General features: G+C 58.7%; 24 protein-coding genes. 11 read left to right on the top strand and 13 right to left on the bottom strand.

What is annotated here, in order from left to right:
* The 3 genes from mnmE to hemJ all read right to left on the bottom strand — a co-directional run bounded on the left by mnmE (position 1) and on the right by hemJ (position 3189).
* Positions 1 to 1287 (bottom strand): tRNA uridine-5-carboxymethylaminomethyl(34) synthesis GTPase MnmE, encoded by a 1287-nt coding sequence (gene mnmE, locus PUT78_RS12190; protein ID WP_274352542.1) that lies wholly within the window; start codon positions 1285 to 1287, stop codon positions 1 to 3.
* 10 nt (positions 1288 to 1297) lie between these two features.
* Positions 1298 to 2602 (bottom strand): transcription termination factor Rho, encoded by a 1305-nt coding sequence (rho, locus tag PUT78_RS12185; protein ID WP_420793497.1) that lies wholly within the window; start codon positions 2600 to 2602, stop codon positions 1298 to 1300.
* Positions 2603 to 2748: 146 nt separating this feature from the next.
* Positions 2749 to 3189: a protoporphyrinogen oxidase HemJ gene (hemJ, locus tag PUT78_RS12180; protein ID WP_274352540.1), complete on the bottom strand. Its 441-nt coding sequence runs from the start codon at positions 3187 to 3189 to the stop codon at positions 2749 to 2751.
* A 378-nt stretch (positions 3190 to 3567) separates the two neighbouring features.
* On the opposite strand from hemJ, the gene PUT78_RS12175 reads away from it, so the two are divergent.
* From PUT78_RS12175 to dnaQ, 4 genes are read left to right on the top strand one after another with little or no spacing between them, the layout of a single operon-like run.
* A complete protein-coding gene (locus tag PUT78_RS12175; RefSeq protein WP_274352539.1) occupies positions 3568 to 4161 on the top strand; it encodes a Maf family protein in 594 nt (197 codons plus the stop codon).
* Positions 4158 to 4988: a shikimate dehydrogenase gene (locus tag PUT78_RS12170; protein WP_274352538.1), complete on the top strand. Its 831-nt coding sequence runs from the start codon at positions 4158 to 4160 to the stop codon at positions 4986 to 4988. The genes PUT78_RS12175 and PUT78_RS12170 overlap by 4 nt, the downstream gene beginning before the upstream one ends.
* Positions 4985 to 5563, top strand: a complete 579-nt coding sequence (gene coaE / locus PUT78_RS12165; protein ID WP_274352537.1) for a dephospho-CoA kinase — start codon at positions 4985 to 4987, stop codon at positions 5561 to 5563. The genes PUT78_RS12170 and coaE overlap by 4 nt, the downstream gene beginning before the upstream one ends.
* The gene (gene dnaQ, locus PUT78_RS12160; protein ID WP_274352602.1) at positions 5563 to 6252 is read left to right on the top strand and encodes a DNA polymerase III subunit epsilon; all 690 of its coding nucleotides are present in this window, start codon (positions 5563 to 5565) and stop codon (positions 6250 to 6252) included. The genes coaE and dnaQ overlap by 1 nt, the downstream gene beginning before the upstream one ends.
* Before the next feature lie 204 nt (positions 6253 to 6456).
* Here the strand turns inward: dnaQ and hemF are convergent, their stop codons facing one another.
* Together hemF and PUT78_RS12150 are read right to left on the bottom strand one after the other, a co-directional pair.
* Positions 6457 to 7350 carry an oxygen-dependent coproporphyrinogen oxidase gene (gene hemF / locus PUT78_RS12155; protein WP_274352536.1) on the bottom strand — a complete coding sequence of 298 codons (894 nt, stop codon included), beginning with the start codon at positions 7348 to 7350 and terminating at the stop codon, positions 6457 to 6459.
* Positions 7351 to 7379: 29 nt separating this feature from the next.
* On the bottom strand, positions 7380 to 7970 hold the full coding sequence (locus PUT78_RS12150) for an HD family hydrolase (protein WP_274352535.1): 591 nt from the start codon (positions 7968 to 7970) through the stop codon (positions 7380 to 7382).
* 117 nt (positions 7971 to 8087) lie between these two features.
* Here PUT78_RS12150 and PUT78_RS12145 point away from each other — a divergent pair, with 117 nt between their 5' ends.
* A complete protein-coding gene (locus tag PUT78_RS12145) occupies positions 8088 to 8852 on the top strand; it encodes an SDR family NAD(P)-dependent oxidoreductase (RefSeq protein WP_274352534.1) in 765 nt (254 codons plus the stop codon).
* A gap of 97 nt (positions 8853 to 8949) precedes the next feature.
* A complete protein-coding gene (locus PUT78_RS12140) occupies positions 8950 to 9867 on the top strand; it encodes a DMT family transporter (protein ID WP_274352533.1) in 918 nt (305 codons plus the stop codon).
* Here the strand turns inward: PUT78_RS12140 and PUT78_RS12135 are convergent.
* From PUT78_RS12135 to PUT78_RS12125, 3 genes are all read right to left on the bottom strand, one after another.
* Complete coding sequence (locus tag PUT78_RS12135) at positions 9812 to 10855, bottom strand: saccharopine dehydrogenase (protein WP_274352532.1); 1044 nt, start codon at positions 10853 to 10855, stop codon at positions 9812 to 9814. The two genes, PUT78_RS12140 and PUT78_RS12135, sit on opposite strands and share 56 nt — an antisense overlap.
* Positions 10852 to 11310 carry a GAF domain-containing protein gene (locus PUT78_RS12130; RefSeq protein WP_420793496.1) on the bottom strand — a complete coding sequence of 153 codons (459 nt, stop codon included), beginning with the start codon at positions 11308 to 11310 and terminating at the stop codon, positions 10852 to 10854. Before PUT78_RS12130 ends, PUT78_RS12135 begins: the two co-directional genes overlap by 4 nt.
* Positions 11311 to 11408: 98 nt before the next feature.
* Positions 11409 to 12587 carry a thiolase family protein gene (locus tag PUT78_RS12125; protein WP_274352531.1) on the bottom strand — a complete coding sequence of 393 codons (1179 nt, stop codon included), beginning with the start codon at positions 12585 to 12587 and terminating at the stop codon, positions 11409 to 11411.
* A gap of 90 nt (positions 12588 to 12677) precedes the next feature.
* Between PUT78_RS12125 and PUT78_RS12120 the strand changes: the two genes are divergently transcribed.
* Positions 12678 to 13019: an STAS domain-containing protein gene (locus PUT78_RS12120; RefSeq protein ID WP_274352530.1), complete on the top strand. Its 342-nt coding sequence runs from the start codon at positions 12678 to 12680 to the stop codon at positions 13017 to 13019.
* 74 nt (positions 13020 to 13093) lie between these two features.
* Positions 13094 to 13549: an ATP-binding protein gene (locus PUT78_RS12115; RefSeq protein ID WP_274352529.1), complete on the top strand. Its 456-nt coding sequence runs from the start codon at positions 13094 to 13096 to the stop codon at positions 13547 to 13549.
* Positions 13550 to 13698: 149 nt separating this feature from the next.
* Here the strand turns inward: PUT78_RS12115 and hspQ are convergent, their stop codons facing one another.
* Positions 13699 to 14025, bottom strand: a complete 327-nt coding sequence (gene hspQ / locus PUT78_RS12110) for a heat shock protein HspQ (RefSeq protein WP_274352528.1) — start codon at positions 14023 to 14025, stop codon at positions 13699 to 13701.
* Between the two features lie 293 nt (positions 14026 to 14318).
* Between hspQ and PUT78_RS12105 the strand changes: the two genes are divergently transcribed.
* Positions 14319 to 15491, top strand: a complete 1173-nt coding sequence (locus tag PUT78_RS12105) for an acetyl-CoA C-acetyltransferase (protein ID WP_274352527.1) — start codon at positions 14319 to 14321, stop codon at positions 15489 to 15491.
* Between the two features lie 91 nt (positions 15492 to 15582).
* Positions 15583 to 16305, top strand: coding sequence for an acetoacetyl-CoA reductase (phbB, locus tag PUT78_RS12100; RefSeq protein ID WP_274352526.1), 723 nt, complete (start codon positions 15583 to 15585; stop codon positions 16303 to 16305).
* A gap of 69 nt (positions 16306 to 16374) precedes the next feature.
* Here the strand turns inward: phbB and PUT78_RS12095 are convergent, their stop codons facing one another.
* The 3 genes from PUT78_RS12095 to pncA form a co-directional block, all read right to left on the bottom strand.
* Positions 16375 to 16542 carry a YdcH family protein gene (locus PUT78_RS12095; RefSeq protein ID WP_274352525.1) on the bottom strand — a complete coding sequence of 56 codons (168 nt, stop codon included), beginning with the start codon at positions 16540 to 16542 and terminating at the stop codon, positions 16375 to 16377.
* Between the two features lie 122 nt (positions 16543 to 16664).
* Positions 16665 to 17954: a nicotinate phosphoribosyltransferase gene (gene pncB, locus PUT78_RS12090; protein ID WP_274352524.1), complete on the bottom strand. Its 1290-nt coding sequence runs from the start codon at positions 17952 to 17954 to the stop codon at positions 16665 to 16667.
* 2 nt (positions 17955 to 17956) lie between these two features.
* Positions 17957 to 18553 carry a bifunctional nicotinamidase/pyrazinamidase gene (pncA, locus tag PUT78_RS12085; RefSeq protein ID WP_274352523.1) on the bottom strand — a complete coding sequence of 199 codons (597 nt, stop codon included), beginning with the start codon at positions 18551 to 18553 and terminating at the stop codon, positions 17957 to 17959.
* A gap of 101 nt (positions 18554 to 18654) precedes the next feature.
* Between pncA and trhO the strand changes: the two genes are divergently transcribed.
* Positions 18655 to 19572: an oxygen-dependent tRNA uridine(34) hydroxylase TrhO gene (gene trhO, locus PUT78_RS12080; RefSeq protein WP_274352522.1), complete on the top strand. Its 918-nt coding sequence runs from the start codon at positions 18655 to 18657 to the stop codon at positions 19570 to 19572.
* 103 nt (positions 19573 to 19675) lie between these two features.
* Here the strand turns inward: trhO and ahcY are convergent, their stop codons facing one another.
* Entirely contained in the window at positions 19676 to 21067 is a 1392-nt protein-coding gene (gene ahcY / locus PUT78_RS12075) for an adenosylhomocysteinase (RefSeq protein WP_274352521.1), read from the bottom strand.
* Between the last annotated feature and the right edge of the window lie 36 nt (positions 21068 to 21103).

Below are 21103 nucleotides of genomic sequence, written 5' to 3'. Positions count from 1 at the left end.
CTATTTGCCGATACAGAAGGAACTGAAAATATCCCCCAGCAGATCCTCTACATCTATTTTACCAATCAGCGAATCAAGCGCGTTGATTGCCTGGCGGATGTCGGCTGCCAACAGTTCCGGGATATAGTCCTGTGACGACAATTTATCAATCGCTTCGCTCAGGGCGGCTTGCGCGGACAGCATCGCCTGTAGATGGCGGCGGCGCACTGTCACCCCGTCTCGCGCTACCCGTTGCGCCAGCTCTGATTTGATCCGGTCAAGCAGCATATCCAGCCCTTGCCCTGTTTTACCAGAAACACCACCCGGTTGGTCAGGATACAGATCGGCCTTGCTGAACAGAACAATATCATCTGGCAAAACTGCTACCGGTGGTGGGTCAAAGGGCGAATCGCACAAGATGATGCGCATATCGGCATGCCTGGCGCGCGCCTGTCCGCGTTCAATCCCGATGGATTCGATCACTTCATCTGTTTCGCGCAGACCGGCCGTATCCAGCAACGTGACCGCAAAACCGCCGATATCCATGCGTAATTCAATCACGTCGCGGGTGGTTCCGGCAATTTCTGATGTGATCGCCGCTTCGCGCCCCGCAAGTGCATTCAGCAGGGTGGATTTTCCCGCATTGACGGAACCGACCAGCGCAATTTCAAACCCGGTCTGTACCCGTTCACGTGCGCCCTGCCCTGCAATTTCAGACTGCAGTTGGTCCCGAACAGTTTGAAGTTCCACAAGAATCTGGTCATCCCAGTTCCCAACATCTTCTTCAACGAAATCTATGCCAGCTTCAACCAATGCGGCGGCTTTCAGCAGATGGTTACGCCACCCGCCAACCAGTTTTCCGATTGCCCCTTCCAGCACGCGCAGCGCTTGCCGGCGCTGGCTTTCAGTTTCGGCATCCAGCAGATCGCCAAGCCCTTCGACCTGCGTGAGGTCCATGACGCCATTTTCCAGCGCACGGCGGGTAAATTCGCCCGGTTCCGCAAGCCGCAAGCCGTGATCCTGCGCCAGACAGGATTCGACCGCAGCAACGGTTGCAAGACTGCCATGCAACATGAACTCGACCACATCTTCGCCGGTGAAGCTGGCACCGCGGCCGAACACCACGACCAGCCCATGGTCCAGCAATTCGCCAGCGGGGGTAACCAGCTTGCGCAATGCGGTCTGGCGCGGCGGCGGAAGGGTGCCTGCCATCGCGCCTGCGACAGCATGTGCTTGCGGACCAGACAGACGAATGACCGCGACGCCCGATTTCCCGCGGGCAGAGGCCAGCGCGAAAATCGTATCCATCGCGGCCCCCTTATGCGTTCATCGAGTCGAAGAAATCGCTGTTGGTCTTGGTTTGCTTCAGTTTGGAAATCAGGAATTCGATCGCATCTGTCGTGCCCATCGGGTTCAGGATACGGCGCAGAACGAAGGTTTTCTGCATGTCCATCTTCTCGATCAGAAGTTCTTCTTTCCGGGTGCCGGATTTCAGAATGTCGATGGCCGGGAATACGCGCTTGTCAGCAACCTTGCGGTCAAGAACGATTTCGCTGTTACCTGTGCCCTTGAATTCTTCAAAGATCACTTCATCCATGCGCGAGCCGGTGTCGATCAGGGCTGTTGCGATAATGGTCAGTGAACCACCTTCTTCGATGTTGCGTGCGGCCCCAAAGAAGCGCTTGGGGCGCTGCAGGGCGTTGGCATCGACCCCACCTGTCAGCACCTTGCCAGAGCTGGGTACAACGGTGTTGAACGCGCGGCCAAGGCGGGTGATGGAATCCAGCAAAATGACCACATCGCGTTTATGTTCGACCAAACGCTTGGCTTTTTCGATGACCATTTCGGACACGGCAACGTGGCGGGTCGCCGGTTCATCGAAGGTGGAGGCAATCACCTCTCCCTTCACGGAACGCTGCATGTCCGTCACTTCTTCCGGGCGTTCATCGATCAGCAGAACGATAAGATAGCATTCGGGGTGGTTCTTCTCGATGCTGTGGGCGATGTTTTGCAGGAGAACGGTTTTACCCGTGCGCGGGGGCGCGACGATCAGCGCGCGCTGCCCCTTGCCCAGGGGCGACACAATGTCGATGATCCGTGCAGAGCGGTCCTTTGTGGCGGGATCGCTGGTTTCCATCCACAGGCGTTCATCCGGATACAGCGGCGTCAGGTTGTCGAAATGAACCTTGTGGCGGGCCATTTCCGGACCGTCGAAATTGATCTGGGTTACCTTGGTAATGGCAAAATAGCGTTCATTTTCAGCGGGCGCCTGAATTTCACCTTCAATTGTATCACCACTGCGCAGGGAATACTGGCGGATCATTTCAGGGGAGACATAAATATCATCAGGGCCGGGCAGATAGTTTGCCTCTGGCGAGCGCAGAAAACCAAACCCGTCCTGCAGCACTTCTATCACGCCATCGCCATAGATGGTCCAGCCTTCTTCGGCGCGTTCTTTCAGGATGGAAAACATCATCTCGCCCTTGCGCATGGACGGGGCGTTTTCAATTTCCAGATCTTCGGCCATAGCCAACAGCTCAGCCGGGCTTTTCGCCTTCAGGTCGGCCAGGTTCAGACTGCCGGGTTCTTCGATTTCGATATCGGTTTCGGCATCCGGGGTCATGACATCAGACATGGGAAATCCTGCTTGCCCGCATGCCCGGTTCAGGGGGTGGCGGGATATTGGTGCGACTGTTTCACGTGAAACGCTTTCGCCGGACGGCAAAGCAAAGTCCCGATACAACAATACAAGGACAGAGTCAATCTGCGCTAGAATTTCACCACGACTGAAAGAACGATGATGACCATCAGCACAGTGGGCACTTCGTTCATCATACGGTAGTGCCGCCCGGTCAGTGTATTCCCGCCTTCTGCAAAAATGCGCCGCCGTCTGGCGCACCAGATATGAAACCATGTCATGCCGATCAGTGCTGCCAGTTTGCTGTAGGGCCAGATAGCACTGGTATTCAGCACCCATGGCATTGCAGCCAATGTCAGCCCACTGACCCATGCCACGATCATTGCGGGGTTCATGATGACACGCAGCAGTTTCAGTTCCATGACCTGAAACACATTATCCATGCCCTGTGCATCATGCCCACGTTCAACGTGATAGACAAACAGCCGTGGCAGATAGAACAACCCGGCCATCCAGCTGATGACAGCCATGATGTGAAGTGCCTTGATCCAGGGATAGAGGGTTGCGAGCATGTTTCAGCCTTTCATCTGTCCCTTCTAATAAATAAAGAAATATAGAAAGGAAATGATGTTGTTAGTAGGGCCTGTTGATATGGGGATAAGGTTTTTATCCACAGTTATACACACAGGAATACAAATGTCAGAAATGTAAGATTTTTCTTAAAGTGTAATATAATTCAATAAGTTATAGTGGAACGAAACAAGAATATACAAATTTCAGAAACCAGAATTTCATGTTATCCACAGTGCCCGGATTCAGCATTGAACATGTGGATTTTCCGCCATGGGGCCTTGCGTGAGGGTGGGTAAAATGACAGCAAAGCCATAATGGCGGGGTTGTTGGTGTTTTGCACCTTCGTTGTCCTGCGGGATTCACACAGGGTTATCCACATGTCCTTCATTCTGGCTTCTGGTTCTGGCATTCGGGCGCAAATGTTGCGCAACGCGGGGCTGGATGTGGATGTTCATCCGGCGCGGGTTGATGAACACGCGATCCGTGACGCTTTGGTCATGGATGGGGCGCCGCCGCGCGATATTGCCGACACGCTGGCCGAAAGCAAGGCGCGCAAGGTTGCGGGGCGCAGGCCGGATGCATTGGTGTTGGGATGTGATCAGGTGTTGTCACTGAAAGGCGCATGTCTGGAGAAACCCGAAACCGCGCAGAAGGCGCGCGCCCAGTTGCTGCAATTGCGTGGCCAGACGCATCAGCTTTTGTCGGCGGCAGTGCTGTATCAGAATGGAGAGCCGGTCTGGCGACATGTGGGTGTGGCGCGGTTGACGATGCGCCAGTTTTCAGACAGCTATCTGGACAGCTATATCGCGCGGAATTGGCCCGGCATTTCCGAATCCGTGGGTGCCTATAAGCTGGAAGAAGAAGGCGTGCGGCTGTTTGCTCAGGTGCAGGGCGACTATTTCACCATACTTGGCCTGCCCTTGCTGGAATTGCTGAATTATTTGTCCTTGCGCGGGGTGATTGAGGGATGAGCAAGATACCACTGGCCGGGGTCATCGGGTGCCCGATCGGGCACAGCAAATCGCCGCTGGTGCATGGGTCATGGCTGCGCGAATATGGTTTGCGCGGGCATTATGTGCCGCTTCATGTTGACCCGGCGGATCTGGAAACCGTGTTGCGGACCATGCCGCGTATGGGTTTTGTAGGGGCCAATGTTACGATCCCGCATAAAGAACATGTTCTGACGCTGGCGGATGATGTGTCGCCTGTCGCGGCCCGAATTGGCGCGGCAAATACGCTGACATTTGGCGCTGACGGGCATATTCATGCTGATAATACCGATGGTTACGGGTTTTTAGCGAATTTGCGACAGGCCGCGCCGGATTGGCAGCCAAGTGCCGCGCCGGCGCTGGTGCTGGGTGCCGGTGGTGCCGCGCGGGCCGTTATCGTGGCGTTGCTGGATGCGGGTGTGCCGGAAGTGCGGCTGTGCAACCGGACACGTGCACGCGCCGAAGGGCTGGCACAGGAATTCGGCCCGCAGGTTACTGTTTGCGACTGGGCGGACCGGGCGCAAGGGCTGGATGATCTGGGCTTACTGGTCAATACATCCGCATTGGGCATGGCGGGGAATCCTGCATTGGACATGCCGCTGGACGGGCTGTCACCGGCGGCGCTGGTCACAGATATCGTCTATACGCCCTTGATGACGGATTTGCTGATACGCGCGCAGGCGCGGGGCAATCCGGTTGTGGATGGGTTGGGCATGTTGTTGCATCAGGCGGTTCCGGGGTTTGAACGCTGGTTCGGGCAGACACCACAGGTGACGGATGCGCTGCGCCTTGCGGTGCTGGGCCAATGACGCCCTATGTGCTGGGCCTGACCGGGTCCATCGGCATGGGCAAATCAACCACCGCGCAAATGTTCCGCAATGAGGGGGTGCCGGTATGGGACGCAGATGCCGCGGTACACGCGTTATATGCCAAGGGCGGCGCTGCCGTGGGGCCAGTGGGCGCATTATGCCCGCAAGCCGTGGTGGATGGCGCAATTGACCGCGCCCGCCTGAAAGACTGGATCGCGCAGGACAAGACCGCGTTGCGGCGCCTGGAAGCCGTGGTACACCCGCTGGTGGCGGCAGACAGGGAAGCGTTCATCGCGGGCACAGGGGCGCCGTTGGTGGTGCTGGACGTGCCGTTGCTGCTGGAAGGGGGCATATCGGTGGACGGGGTATTGGTTGTGACCGCGCCGCCTGATATTCAGCGTACCCGTGTGCTTGCGCGCGATGATATGACGGCGGAACAATTGGATATGATCCTGTCGCGGCAGATGCCGGATGCGGAAAAACGTGCGCGCGCGGATTTCATCATTGAAACCGTTGATATGGACAGCGCACGTGCCAAAGTGCGTGATGTGATTGCGGAACTTGGGGGCAGATGATGCGCGAACTTGTGATGGATACCGAAACGACAGGGTTTGAACCCAGCGAAGGGCACAGGATTGTTGAGATCGGTGTGGTTGAGCTGGTGAATCTGATGCCCACAGGGAATACCTATCACCAATATATCAACCCCGAACGCCCGATGCCGAAAGAAGCGTTCGAGGTGCATGGTCTGGGCGATGATTTTCTGCGCGACAAGCCGGTGTTCAAGCATATCGTACAGGATTTTCTGGCCTTTATCGGGGATGACCGGCTGGTGATCCATAATGCCAGCTTTGACATGCGGTTCATCAACGCTGAACTGGGCTGGCTGAACCTGCCGCCGCTGCCCAATGACCGCGCATTTGACACGCTGGCATTGGCGCGCAAGAAATTTCCCGGCTCGCCGGCGTCGCTTGATGCGCTGTGCCGCCGCTTTGCCATTGATAATTCGTCGCGCACCCTGCACGGTGCGCTTCTGGACAGTGAAATTCTGGCAGAGGTGTATCTGGAACTTCTGGGTGGGCAACAGCCGGATTTCGGGCTGAGTTCATCATCCGGCAGTGCCAGTGCGAACCAGTCGCGCCAGCCATTGCCAAAACGCCCTGCCCCCCTACCCCCACGCCTGACCGATGCTGAAAGCGCTGCGCATGCGGCCTTTGTGCAGGGTCTGGGCGATGGTGCGATCTGGCGGAAATACGGGGGATAAGGCGGGCCGGTGCGGGGCGCTTGCGGATATTCCTGATCTGAAACAGACACGGGAATATTGATAAAGCCCGCGACATCGGTGGGCTGCGGGACGGCCCGCCGACGGCGCGGCTTTACGGTCTTTGCCCCGCAACTTACTGTAACCCATTGATTTTGCTGACTTGATAAGTGGAAAGCCGATTCCTGCTTAGTCCCGCAACATGCCCTACACCCAGCGCGCGAAGGGCGGCAGCGACATCAGCACGGCATCGGGGTCATGGCCGGTTTGCAGCCCGAATTTGGTGCCCCGGTCATAAACAAGGTTATATTCCGCATACAGCCCGCGATGGATAAGCTGCGTTTCCTTGTCGGCATCGGACCAGCCCATGTTGCGGCGGCGTTCCACCTGTGCCAGAAACGCGGGCAGGAAGGCGCGGCCCACATCGCGGGTGAAGGCAAAATCAGCGCCCCAGTCGCCTGTGCAGTAATCATCATAGAAAATGCCGCCCACCCCGCGCGCGCGTTTGCGATGGGGGATGAAGAAATACTCATCCGCCCATTCCTTGAAGCGCGGATACAATTCTACGCCATGCGGGTCGCAATACCCTTTCAGGGTCTGGTGAAAATCGGCGGTATCTTCGGCATATTCGATGCAGGGGTTCAGGTCCGCGCCGCCCCCGAACCACCAGCCCCCCGGTGTCCAGAACATGCGCGTGTTCATATGGACAGCGGGGACATGCGGGTTCTGCATATGGGCGACAAGGGAAATGCCGCTGGCCCAGAAACGGGGGTCGGCATCCAGCCCCGGAATTTCCTTGCGTGCGGTCAGGGACCGCTGCGCAGCCTCGCCCAGCTGGCCATAGACCTGCGATACATTGACCCCCACTTTTTCGAACACGCGGCCATTGCGCATGACGCTCATCAAGCCGCCGCCTGCATCCTGTCCGTCCGGCCCGCTGCGGGTGGTTTCGCGCAGTTCAAACCGCCCGGGCGCGCGGTCTGACAGTGGGCCTGTCGTGTGGCCATCCTCGACCACTTCAAAGGCGGCAACAATCTGGTCGCGTAATTCACGAAACCACGCGGCGGCAACGGATTTGCGGGTGTCAAACGTGTCAGTCATGGCGCGTCCTTTGGGGGTATTGCGGGAAATCAAAGCGCGGCAAGCAGGGTTTCAAACCGGGCAATATAGGCGGCGCGCGTTCTGGTCGGGGGGCGCAGATGCAATTGCAACCCGTTGGCCAGATGGGGGTCGGCGCGGCCGAAGAAGCGGTTTGCTTCAGTCACGGAAAAGCCTGCGATCTGCGTTGCCTCCACCCATGCCGACAGCTTGTCTGCAGCCTTGATCCTGCGCTTTACCGGCGCGGGTAGCGTCGCGGGCAGGCCAAAGCGGATATGAATCGCCGCAGTCAGCCGGTCATCCAGCGCGCCATAGCCGGGGCCGACAGCGGCTTTGACCGGCGAAATCATGTCCCCGATGACATATTCAGGCGCATCATGCAGCAAGGCCGCAAGCTGCCAGCGCGGTTCCGGCTTGGACGTGCTGCGGGTAAATATTTCTTCGACCAGAAGCGAATGTTCCGCCACGGAATAGGGCCAGTCACCGCGCGTCTGGCCGTTCCAGCGCGCAACGAAGGCAAGGCCATGGGCGATGTCTTCGATTTCAATGTCAACAGGTGTCGGGTCCAGCAGGTCAAGCCTGCGGCCAGACAGCATTCTTTGCCAGGCGCGGGGTGGGGGCATGGGATCCTCTTGCTTTGGTCAGACATAGGACAGGGCAGGCAAACAGGCAAGCGGGGCTTGGCAGCGGGTGCGGCGCGCGGCATAACCTGATGCATTCAGGCAGGAGGAGGAACGCATATGCAGATCAAGGGGCATCTGGCCATTGTCACAGGTGGCGGCAGTGGGCTGGGCGCGGCAACAGCGCGCCATCTGGCGGCGCTGGGCGCAGAAGTGGCGATTTTCGATTTCGATATGGCGCGTGGTGCGGCCGTCGCGGCCGAAACAGGTGGCCGCGCCTATCAGGTGGATGTGTCCGATGCCGCGCAGGTCGGCGAAAATATCGCGCAGGCAGTGGAGGATGCGGGCGGGCAATTGCGCGCGGTGGTAAATTGCGCGGGTATCGGGCTGGCCGCGCGGGTTGTGAATCGTGACGGCACCCCTTCGACCGATCTGTTTGAACGGGTGATCCGCGTGAACCTTATCGGGTCATTCAACGTCATGGCCCATGGTGCGGCGGTCATGCAGGCGCTGGACCCGCTGACGGGCGGCGAACGCGGTGTGGTTATCAATACATCCTCGGCGGCATGGCAGGACGGGCAGGTGGGCCAGGCGGCCTATGCTGCATCCAAGGGCGGCATTTCCGCACTGTGCCTGCCTGCTGCGCGGGATTTTGCGCGTTCAGGCATTCGCTGCATGGCAATTGCACCGGGACTGTTCCGCACCCCGATGATGGAAACCCTGCCCGAAGAAACTACTGCTGCGATTACGGCAAATATTCCCTTTCCCGCGCGGCTGGGCGATCCGGCGGAATATGCGCTGATGGTCGCGCAGATCATTGAAAACCCCTATCTGAACGGCACTACCATCCGGCTGGACGGGGCGACGCGCCTGCCCCCGAAATAAGCAGATTCCCCGTCCGATGCCAGCGGGGGCATTCCTGCGCTGGCATTTGCCGCAAAATCGCGTTATCGCTTCACATGTGCAGCGAAAGGGGCCGGTTTTGGATATACGTGCGCTTCTGATGGGTCTGGCCTTCGCGTTGATGTGGTCGTCGGCTTTTACCTCCGCGCGGATGATCGTTGCTGATGCGCCGCCCATGCTGGCGCTGTCGCTGCGGTTTCTATTGTCGGGGTTGATCGGCATAGCCATCGCGCGCGCGCTGGGCCAAAGCTGGCATCTGACGCCTGCGCAATGGCGCGCGACATTCATTTTCGGGCTGTCGCAGAATGCGCTGTATCTGGGGCTGAATTTCATCGCGATGCAGACGATTGAAGCCTCGCTTGCCGCCATTATCGCATCAACCATGCCGCTTCTGGTGGCGCTGGCAAGCTGGCTGGTACTGGGCGAGCGGTTGCGACCGCTGGCGGTGGTGGGGCTGTTTGCGGGGTTTGCCGGTGTTGCCATCATCATGGGCGCGCGTCTGTCCGGCGGGGTTGATCTGTTTGGCCTGATATTATGCGTGGCGGGTGTGGTTGCCTTGACGGTTGCCACCCTGTCGGTGCGGGGTGCATCTGCCAGCGGGGGCAATCTGCTGATGATTGTGGGCCTGCAAATGCTGGTGGGCGCGGCGATCCTGATCGGCCCCGCGCTGGCATTTGAGAGTTTTGAGGTCAACTGGACATGGCAATTGGCGGGCGCTTTCAGCTATACGGTGCTGGTGCCCGGTCTGGCCGCGACATGGGTCTGGTTTCTGCTGGTTGCGCGGATTGGTGCGGTCAGGGCCGCGACCTATCACTTCCTGAACCCGTTTTTCGGCGTGGCCGTGGCCGCAGTCCTGTTGTCAGAATCGCTGGGCCTGTATGACATCATCGGTGTCGTGGTCATCATGGCCGGTATTCTGGCAGTGCAACGGGCGCGGGTGGTCATGCGCGATGCTGTTCGAACACCGCCCCTGCCCGACCCCATACCCCCGCGCTAAGGTCATCCAGACCCAGCAGATGGGGCAGAAGCTGCGCTGCAAAATCATGGGAGGACTCGACCGGCAGAAGTGACGGCAGATTATCAATTGCCATCACATCCAGAACCGGATCCGTCGCCACCCGAAGCACGGGGTTTTCCCAATCCGTCACCCGGTCATAAACCTTGACCGGCGAAAATTCCGATGTCGGATCGCAGGCAATATCGCCGATGACGCGCAGCGCGCGTGGTGATGTGACCGCATCGGCAGTCACGAAAACCGGCGTGCCGGGGCTGGCCAGAATGCAGTTCAGAAACACATCATGCGCCAGCACTTCGGGGAATGGTCCGCCATGCGCGGTTTCCGCCATGTCCCAGCGGGTGGTCGTGGCGCCAGCGGCAGCGCAAAGATCAGCGGCACCCGTTCCCACACGCCCCAACGCCCCGATGATCAGCACGCGCGGCGCCGCCAGCCCTGACAGGGCTTCGGCAACCGCATGGGCCATGGTGTGCCGGTCGGCAAAGCGCGCAACGGGCGGGCATATGTCCCCGCGCGCCTGCGCTGCAAATGCCAGAAGCGACACTGCCGCACCTGCATATCCCGCCCAGTAGCCGAATGCCACCACGCGGCGGCCCTGATCATTCGTCAGGTATTCCAGATCATACAATACGCCCCCGCCCGCGCGAAACCGCGCCAGCAGGCGCTGGCCTGCGGGCTGGCCCTTGAATGCATGGCCGAACATGATGTGACGGTGGCGTAGCGGGCTGTCATCCTCTGGCAGCTCTTTCAATCCGAAAATGATGGCATCCTCCGGGGCATCGGGCCAACTGCCATAGGGCGCAGCCTCGGCGCCTGCCTCCAGATAGGGGGCAAAGGGCAGGGCGCGGCAAGGGCTGTCCTCTATCGTTACTTGAAAGCCGCGCGCAATCAGGGCGGCAACGCCTTCGGGTGTTATGCCCACACGTTCTTCCTGCGGGCGCTGTTCGGCGCGAACCCAAAGATGTGTCATGTCAGATCCTGTGCGAATACCCTGTCGAGGATGGCTTGCAACCCGTCCCTGTCAGCGCAGCTAAAGGCGTCGGGCTGGTCACTGTCAATGTCGAACACGGCGATAAGTTCCCCATCGCGGTTATGGACGGGCAGGACAAGTTCGGACCGCGTGCTGTGGGAGCATGCGATATGGTCCGCGACGGCGTGAACATCCGCGACAAGCTGCGCCTGCCCGCTGCGGGCGCAGGCCCCGCAAACCCCGCGTGAAAACGGAATGACCAGGCAGCCATGTCCCCCCTGATAGGGACCGATCTTCAGCATTCCGGGCGCTGTGACACGGTAGAACCCCGTCCAGTTGAACCGGTCGTCACTGTGATGCACCTCGCAGGCGATGGTTGCCATCAGCGCAACGGTATCGGTTTCACCTTCCGTCAGCGCAAAGATGCGTTGCGAAAGCGCTTCGTAATCCTGCATTATCCGGCCTTTCCAATAAGATGAAGCAAGGGCGCAGCCCTATGCTTCGCGCCCGCGTCCCCCCTCGATGGGGGGCAAGGGCGCCCCCTTTTGCTACCCTACCCGCGCTCAATGGCAATCGCAGTCCCTTCGCCACCGCCGATACAGATTGCCGCAATCCCGCGCTTCAACCCGTGACGTTCCAGCGCGTTCAGCAGCGTGACCATGATACGCGCGCCTGACGCGCCGATCGGGTGACCAAGCGCGCAGGCCCCGCCATTCACATTGACCACATCGCGCGGCAATCCCATCTCGCGCATGAAGGCCATGGGAACCACGGCAAAGGCTTCATTCACTTCCCACAGGTCCACATCCGATACCTGCCAACCCAGCCGGTCCAGCAATTTGCGCGCCGCAGGGACGGGCGCGGTTGTGAACCAGCCCGGTTCCTGCGCATGGCTGGCATGGCCGCAGATCCAGCCGCGCGGCGCAACGCCTAATGCCTCTGCGGTGTTGCCAGATGCCAGCACCAAAGCCGCTGCACCATCTGATATGCTGGACGAATTTGCCGCCGTCACTGTGCCATCCTTGCGGAATGCCGGTTTCAGATGGGGTATCTTGTCGGGGCGGGCGGACCGGGGCTGTTCATCTTCGCAAACCAATGTATCGCCTTTGCGGGTTGCCACGGAAACGGGCGTGAGTTCACGCGCGAACGCGCCGCTATCCATGGCTGACAGTGCATTCGACAGTGATTCCAGCGCGTATTTATCCTGGTCTTCGCGGGTAAATCCGTAATGCCCGGCGCAATCTTCGGCAAAACTGCCCATCAGGCGGCCCTTGTCATAGGCGTCTTCCAGCCCGTCAAGGAACATGTGGTCAATCACCTGCCCGTGCCCCAGTCGCGCGCCCACCCGCATTTTCGGCAGCAGGTAGGGCGCAAGGCTCATGCTTTCCATGCCGCCGGCAATCACAGCGCCCGACTGCCCCAGCGCGATCTGATCATGGGCAATCATTGCGGCCTTCATGCCTGATCCACACATCTTGTTCAGTGTTGTTGCGGGCACATCCTGTGACAACCCGGCGGCAAACCCGGCCTGCCGCGCCGGGGCCTGTCCCTGCCCTGCAGGCAGGACACAGCCCATCAGCAGTTCTTCGATATGTGTCGGGCCGATGCCTGCATCCTTCAGTGCGCCGGAAATGGCTGCGCCGCCCAGTTCTGCCGCTGATACGGTACTGAGCACCCCTTGCAGCCCGCCCATAGCCGTGCGCGCGGCCCCCAGAATTGCCACTTTTTCCATATTCCTCCCCCTGATCACATATGCGTTGCAACTTCCTGGTAATCTTTGCCGCCTATGCTTGCCATAGGCAATGAAAAGGAAGCAGGTTACATGCAACTCTCAATAGGGCAATCAGCGGGGGCCTTGGTCATTGATGTGCTGGAAACCCGCCTTGATGCAGCCGTCGCACTTGCGTTCAAGGATGCGATCCGCAGCGCGACAGCACATCCCGGAAGCCCCGTGATTCTGGGATTATCAAATGTCGAATTCATGGACAGCAGCGGGCTTGGGGCCATTGTCGGCGCGATGAAACTGCTGGGGGCGGAACGGCCACTGGAACTTGCTGCGCCAAGTGTGGGTGTGATGAAGGTGTTTCGTCTGACCAGAATGGACACTGTCTTTCGCATTCATGACGAACTTCCGCAAATGCGCGACCTGTCTGCAGCGGAATAGGGTCGTACCGGATGGGGCAAACACCCCATATGCACGACAAGAGAACCTATGCACGACAGGAGAACCAGCGGATTATGGATACCATCAGGATGCTTGTGCTTGAAGATGAAAGCAGCCTGCCCAGGTTCAGGGCGCTGCTTGAGGAGGTCGACATCTTTCTCAGGTCAAACCCCGTCCACGCGCAAGTGCATGATGATCTGACGTTGGTGCTTGCAGAAGCCCTCAGTAATATTGCGCGCCATGGCTACGGCGACTGCCATGGCCGGGTTTGTCTGCAATTATCCGTCTCGGATTGTGGTGTGGTCTGTATGCTTCGTGATTACGGTGCCGCGTTTGACCCGGCAACACTGGGAAATACCCTGCCCGCCCCGGACAGCCTGAGCGAAGGGGGCTATGGCTGGTTTCTGATCAGGGCTCTGACGCGGGATCTGACATATACGCGTATGGGGGAACAGAACATCCTGCAGTTTCGTATTGCCGGGCAGCGCGCGGGCGATGTCAATTGCCAATCCTGCAGCCAGAATGCCTAGCGCATGTTACAAAACAAAGCGAAACCGGTTTTGTGTGACGTATGTTTGGGAGCATGCGCATGACAAACCTGAAAGCGGCGTTCTGCATCCGAATGTGGGCAATCAGGCGATCAGGTTGGGACAAATGCGAATGAACACGCGGGGCTGCCCTAATTCATGTGAATCTGAAGCGGGTAACTGCCTTCGCGGAAATCCCCAAACAATTCATGAAGGTCCGGATGTTCCAGCGGCTGCCCTGAATCATCCAGCACAAGGTTTTGTTCGGACACATATGCGACGTAAAAGCTCTCATCGTTTTCCGCCAGCAAGTGGTAAAAAGGCTGATCCCTGTGGGGCCGGCTTTCTTCGGGGATGGCGTCGTACCATTCTTCAGTATTTGAAAATGCAGGATCGACATCAAAGATGACCCCGCGAAACGGGTGCTTACGATGGCGCACAACCTGACCCAGATGATATTTTGCGTTACGTTTGTCCAACAGGAACCTCCGCCCGCGTTTTAGCGCAGTCTTGGCAGATCTGTCCATGGGCAGAGAGGCGAATCGTGGAAACAAACTGTCATTTCAGCCAGAACAAACCCATATGCATTTCCCCGGGAATTCTATGAAACAGGGGCGATTCCGTGCTTTGCGGTTGGTGATTGCGCCAGCAGTGTCGGAAGTTTCATTGCCTTGACGCGCGGGCATGTTAAAACATTGGTATCCCTGCATGGCGCTTGATGGCAATTCTGCCATTGTCATCAGGATGTTTGAGGATCGAGAGAGGAGTCTCCATGACCAATGTCGTTATCGTTTCTGCCGCCCGCACGGCTGTCGGCTCGTTTGGTGGTGCATTTGCCAATACACCCGCGCATGATCTGGGCGCGGCCATTCTGGACGCCGTGGTTGCGCGCGCCGGCGTCGACAAGGCAGAGGTGTCTGAAACCATCCTGGGCCAGGTGCTGACCGCTGGTCAGGGCCAGAACCCCGCACGGCAAGCGCATATCAATGCGGGCCTGCCCATCGAATCCGCCGCCTGGAGCATCAATCAGGTCTGCGGGTCCGGGCTTCGGGCAGTTGCGCTGGGCGCGCAGCATATTCAGCTGGGCGATGCGGCCATCGTGTTGGCGGGCGGACAGGAAAACATGACCCTCAGCCCGCATGTTGCGCATTTGCGCGCAGGTCAGAAAATGGGCGATATGAAAATGATCGATTCCATGATCCGCGACGGGCTGTGGGACGCATTCAACGGCTATCACATGGGCCAGACCGCCGAAAACGTGGCCGAGAAATGGCAGATCAGCCGCGAAGAGCAGGACATTTTCGCCGTTGCCAGCCAGAACAAGGCCGAAGCCGCCCAGAAGGCCGGTAAATTTGCCGATGAGATTGCGCCCTTCATCGTCAAAACCCGCAAGGGGGATATCACCGTCGATCAGGATGAGTATATCCGCCACGGCGCGACCATTGAAGCGATGCAGAAACTGCGCCCGGCGTTTGCCAAGGACGGGTCCGTCACGGCGGCCAATGCATCGGGCCTGAATGATGGCGCGGCAGCGGTGATGCTGATGAGCGCGGAAGAAGCCGAAAAGCGCGGATTGACCCCGCTGGCACGCATTGCCAGCTACGCCACCGCCGGGCTGGACCCGTCGGTCATGGGTGTCGGGCCGATCTATGCCAGCCGCAAGGCTCTGGCAAAGGCCGGCTGGAAACCCGAAGATCTGGACCTGATCGAAGCGAACGAAGCCTTTGCCGCACAGGCCTGCGCCGTGAACAAGGATATGGGCTGGGATGTCGACAAGGTGAATGTGAATGGCGGCGCAATCGCCATTGGTCACCCGATCGGCGCATCGGGTTGCCGCATCCTGAACACGTTGTTGTTTGAAATGCAGCGCCGTGACGCGAAAAAAGGCCTGGCAACATTGTGCATCGGCGGCGGCATGGGCGTTGCCATGTGCCTGGAACGCTAAGCACTAGAAGGGTTACGTAATATTCTTGCGTAGCCCTTCAGTTTTCGATACCGATTATTTCCAAGCATAATTCCTGACAGAGGGGGAGAACATGGCAAGAGTGGCATTGGTAACCGGCGGATCGCGTGGCATTGGCGCGGCAATTTCGCAAGCGTTGAAAGCACAGGGATGCACCGTCGCCGCAACCTATGCGGGAAATGACACGGCGGCCGCAGCATTCACCGAAGAAACCGGTATCAAGACCTATAAATGGAACGCAGCGGATTATGATGCGTCCAAGGCGGGCATCGCGCAGGTAGAGGCCGATCTTGGCCCGATCGATATTGTTGTGGCGAATGCAGGCATCACCCGTGACGCGCCGTTTCATAAAATGACACCGGAACAATGGCGTGAAGTGATCGACACCAACCTGACCGGTGTATTCAACACGGTCCATCCGGTATGGCCCGGCATGCGCGAACGCAAATTCGGGCGAATCGTGGTGATTTCTTCGATCAACGGGCAAAAGGGCCAGTTTGGTCAGGTGAATTATGCCGCAACCAAGGCCGGTGATCTGGGCATTGTGAAAAGCCTTGCTCAGGAAGGCGCGCGGTTCGGCATTACGGCAAACGCGGTCTGCCCCGGCTATATTGCGACCGAAATGGTCATGGCTGTGCCTGAAAAGGTGCGCGAGGCGATCATCGGCCAAATTCCGACAGGCCGCCTTGGCGAGCCCGAAGAAATTGCGCGCTGCGTGGCCTTTCTGGTCGCTGACGACGCTGCATTCATCAACGGATCAACGATCAGCGCGAATGGCGCGCAGTTCTTCGCCTGATCTGGTTGTCAGCAAGGTAAAAAACGGCCCGCGTGATGCGGGCCGTTTCTTTTTCGTGGAAAATATGCGTTATGTATGGGACAGACGCTCGATTTCTTCTTTCAGGCGAAGCTTCTGTTTTTTCAGGGCGGCGACTTCCAGATCATCAATTCCGGGGCTTCGCTGTGCTGTTTCTACCTTTTCAGAGAGGTGTTCGTGCTTTCGGCGGAGTTCTGTAATATGTGAACTCAATGACATTCAATGTCCTCCTTCTCTGATTGCGACAGTTATATTGCACCACAGGACAGGGCACCTGTCACCAAAAATCGGTGTGACATTGTGCCGCCTGCGCTGATTTTTGCTGTTATGGTAACCAGAGATTAAACAACCACAGGTTGTGCTGCCTGATCGCCCACCCCGAAAACACGCTTGTAGCGCACAATCTCCTCTGCGGGGCCCATCGCCTTGTTCGGGTTGTCGGACAGCTTGACGGTCGGGCGGCCGTTGGCGGCTGCGGCCTTGCACACAAGGCTGAACGGCGTCAGCCCGTCATCTGGCGCCAACCCGCGAAAGTCATTTGTCAGCAATGTGCCCCAGCCGAAACTGACCTTCACGCGCCCGGCAAACCTGGCGTGCAGGTCCTCAATGCGGTTCAAATCCAGCCCGTCCGAGAAAATGATCAGTTTTTCGCGCGGGTCCTGCCCACGATCCTGCCACCAGCGTATGGCGGTCTCGGCCCCTTCGGCTGGATCGCCCGAATCAATGCGAATGCCGGTCCAGTCCGACAGCCAGTCGGGCGCGCGGTCCAGAAAACCCGCAGTGCCATAGGTATCTGGCAGAATGATGCGCAGATTTCCGGAATGTTCGGCCTGCCAGTCGGCCAGCACCTGATAGGGTGCGCTGGCAAGCGCGTCGTCATCTTCGGCCAACGCGGCGTAAACCATGGGCAACTCATGGGCATTGGTGCCGATGGCCTCTACCTCTCGGCGCATGGCGATCAGACAGTTTGATGTGCCGGTGAACCGCGTGCCCAGCCCTTCCATCATGGCCTGCACGCACCAGTCCTGCCACAGAAAGGAATGCCGCCTGCGGGTGCCGAAATCTGCAATGCGCAGCGTGTCAATCTGTTGCAGGCGGGTAATCTTTTCCCAAAGGCGTGTCATCGCGCGCGCATACAATACCTGCAGTTCAAAGCGTTTCATCCGCCCCAGCACGGCGCGTGACCGCAATTCCATCAACACTGCCAGCGCCGGTATTTCCCACAGCATCACTTCGGACCAAGTGCCCTCGAATGTCAGTTCATACTGATCGCCGACACGTTCCAGATGATAGGGCGGCAGGCGGAACCCTTCGAACCATTCCATGAAATCGGGGCGGAACATCTGGCGTTTGCCATAGAACATGTTGCCGCGCAAAAAGGTGGATTCGCCGCGCGACAGGGACAGCGCGCGAATATGGTCCAGCTGCTCGCGCAACTCGCCTTCATCAATCAGCCGCGCCAATGGAATATGGGTTGCCCGGTTGATCAGACTGAAGGTCACCTGCGTATGCGGGTGATTGGTAAAAACTGACTGACACATCAATAGTTTATAGAAATCCGTGTCGATCAGTGACCGCACAATCGGGTCCAGCTTCCAGCGGTGGTTGTAAACGCGCGTGGCAATATCCATGGTTACACCAACTCCACACCGGCGGCGCGCAAATCAGCCTGCGCGCGCGCTACGGACCCGTCAATGTCTATCCCCCGGCAAAGCGCGGTCAGAACGCGCGTATTGAACCCCAGTCGTGCCGCATCGCGCGCAGACCATGCAACGCAGAAATCCATGGCCAGACCCACGAAATCCAGTTCCGTAATTCCGCGCGTGCGCAGATACCCCTCCAGCCCGGTCGGGGTGGTCTGGTCGTTTTCGAAAAACGCCGAATAACTGTCGATATCGGGGCGAAACCCTTTGCGCAGGATCAGGTCGGCGCGGGTGGTGTCCAGTTCCGGGTGAAAATCCGCGCCATGGCTGCCCTGCACACAATGGTCGGGCCATAAAACCTGCGTGCCATAGGGCATATCCACAGAATCCATAGGTGCGCAGCCTTCATGCATGCTTGCGAAGGATGAATGCCCGGCCGGATGCCAGTCCTGTGTCAGAACCACTGCGTCGGCCTGCGCCATCTGCGCGTTTATGCCCGCGACAATCGTATCGCCGTTCGCCACAGCCAGCGCGCCGCCGGGGCAAAAGTCGTTCTGCATGTCAATGACGATCAGCGCATGGGTCATGGCGTGGCCTCCTGTTCATGAAAGAATGGCTAAGCACACAATCTGCCTGCGTCAACGCCGCAGGCTTGCGCAGTCGCAAACCGGGCAGTAAATGCAGCATCATGCTGACAGTTGCCGCGCTATACCACTTCACCCGATTCGATGACCCCGCCGCCTTGCGCGGCCCGCTGCTGGCGCTGGCCGAAGGGCAAGGCGTCAAGGGATCGCTACTGCTGGCGCGCGAAGGGATCAATGGCACCATCGCGGGCACGCGCGACGGGATTGATGCGGTTCTGGCGCATATCCGTGCCCTGCCCGGCTGTGCCGCGCTGGACTGGAAGGAAAGCCCCGCAGAAACCATGCCCTTTGGCCGGATGAAAGTGCGGCTGAAACGCGAAATCGTCACCATGGGCCAGCCGGATGTGGACCCCCGCGCAGGCACTGGCCACTATGTTGCGCCGCAAGACTGGAACGCGTTGATCAGCGCGCCGGATGTCGCTGTTATCGACACGCGCAATGACTACGAAGTGGCTATCGGCACATTCGAAGGGGCCGTTGACCCCGGCACAAAATCTTTCCGCGACTTTCCGCAATGGTGGGAAGAAAACCGCGAACGTTTCCACAACAAGCGGATCGCCATGTTCTGCACAGGTGGTATTCGGTGCGAAAAGTCAACGAATTTCCTGCTGCAACAAGGCGTTACGGATGTCTATCACCTGAAAGGGGGCATTCTGAAATACCTGGAAGACGTGCCGCAGGATGAAAGCATGTGGCAGGGCGCGTGTTTTGTCTTTGATCAGCGCGTGTCTGTTGAACACGGGCTGAAGCCCGGCCCGCATGTCATGTGTCATGCCTGCCGCCGCCCGCTATGGCCCGAAGATACGCGCAGGCCGGAGTATGAAGAAGGCGTGCAATGCCATCATTGCGTGGACGAATTCACCCCGGCGCGACGCGCGGCCTTTCGCGAACGCCAGCACCAGATCACATTGGCGGCGGCACGCGGCACGCGGCATCTGGGCTTGCATCCCGAAAAGCCCTGACGGGGATGCAAACCAGATACTTAAACCGCCCGTAGCGCAGCGCAGGGCCAGACATAATAAAAGGGGGTGCAAGCACCCCCTTTTTCCGTCAGCAAAAGCCGGATCAGTAGCGGTAATGCTCGGGCTTGAACGGGCCTTCCACGGGAACGCCGATATAGCTGGCCTGATCGGGGCGCAATTCGGTCAGCTTTACCCCGATCCGGCCCAGATGCAGCCGCGCGACCTTCTCATCCAGGGCCTTCGGCAGGATAAAGACACCGGGCGCGTATTCATCACCCTTGGTCCACAACTCGATCTGGGCCAGAACCTGATTGGTGAAACTTGCCGACATCACGAAACTGGGGTGGCCGGTCGCATTGCCAAGGTTCAGCAGGCGGCCTTGCGACAGCAGGATCATGCGATTGCCGGACGGCAGATCGATCATGTCCACCTGGTCCTTGATATTGGTCCATTTGTGGTTTTTCAGCGCGGCGACCTGAATTTCATTGTCGAAATGGCCGATATTGCCGACAATCGCCATATCCTTCATCTCGCGCATATGCTCGATGCGGATGACATCCTTGTTGCCAGTGGTGGTGATGAAGATATCGGCGGTTTTCACCACATCTTCCAGCAACACAACCTCGAACCCGTCCATGGCGGCTTGCAGCGCGCAGATCGGGTCAACTTCGGTCACTTTCACGCGCGCACCCGCGCCCTGCAGGCTGGCGGCGGACCCTTTGCCGACATCGCCATAGCCACAGACCACGGCCACCTTGCCGGCCATCATGGTGTCGGTGGCGCGGCGGATACCGTCAACCAGCGATTCCTTGCAGCCGTACTTATTGTCGAATTTCGACTTGGTCACGCTGTCATTCACGTTGATTGCCGGGAAAGGAAGCTGCCCTTTCTTGTGCAATTCATACAGACGGTGAACGCCGGTTGTGGTTTCTTCGGACACACCCTTGATCAGGTCACGCTGGCGCGCAAACCAGCCCGGGCTAGCGGCAAGGCGTTTCCTGATCTGCGCGAACAGGAATTCTTCCTCTTCGCTGGTAGGTGTGGCGATCAGGTCGGTTTCGCCCGCTTCCACCCTTGCGCCCAGCAGGATGTACATTGTCGCATCGCCACCGTCATCCAGGATCATGTTCGCGCCATCCGCAAACTGGAAGATCTGGTCGGTATAGGTCCAGTATTCTTCAAGTGTTTCGCCCTTGATGGCAAAAACAGGTGTTCCGCCCGCGGCAATGGCAGCGGCAGCGTGGTCCTGGGTGGAATAGATGTTGCATGACGCCCAGCGCACATCCGCACCCAGCGCGACCAACGTTTCAATCAGAACAGCGGTCTGGATGGTCATATGCAGGGAACCGGCAATCCGCGCCCCTTTCAGTGGCTGGGCGGCACCATATTCTTCGCGCAGCGACATCAGGCCGGGCATTTCCGTTTCGGCAATGTCGATTTCCTTACGCCCGAAATCCGCCAGCGCGATATCCTTGATCACATAGTCTTGAGACATCCGCCCAAGCTCCTTTTTCGTATGAATTCTGCAAGG

The sequence above is a fragment of the Roseinatronobacter alkalisoli genome, from assembly GCF_028745735.1.
Lineage (GTDB): Bacteria > Pseudomonadota > Alphaproteobacteria > Rhodobacterales > Rhodobacteraceae > Roseinatronobacter > Roseinatronobacter alkalisoli.
Note: the sequence above shows the minus strand (reverse complement) of the source record. Positions and strands in the feature narration are given on the sequence as shown.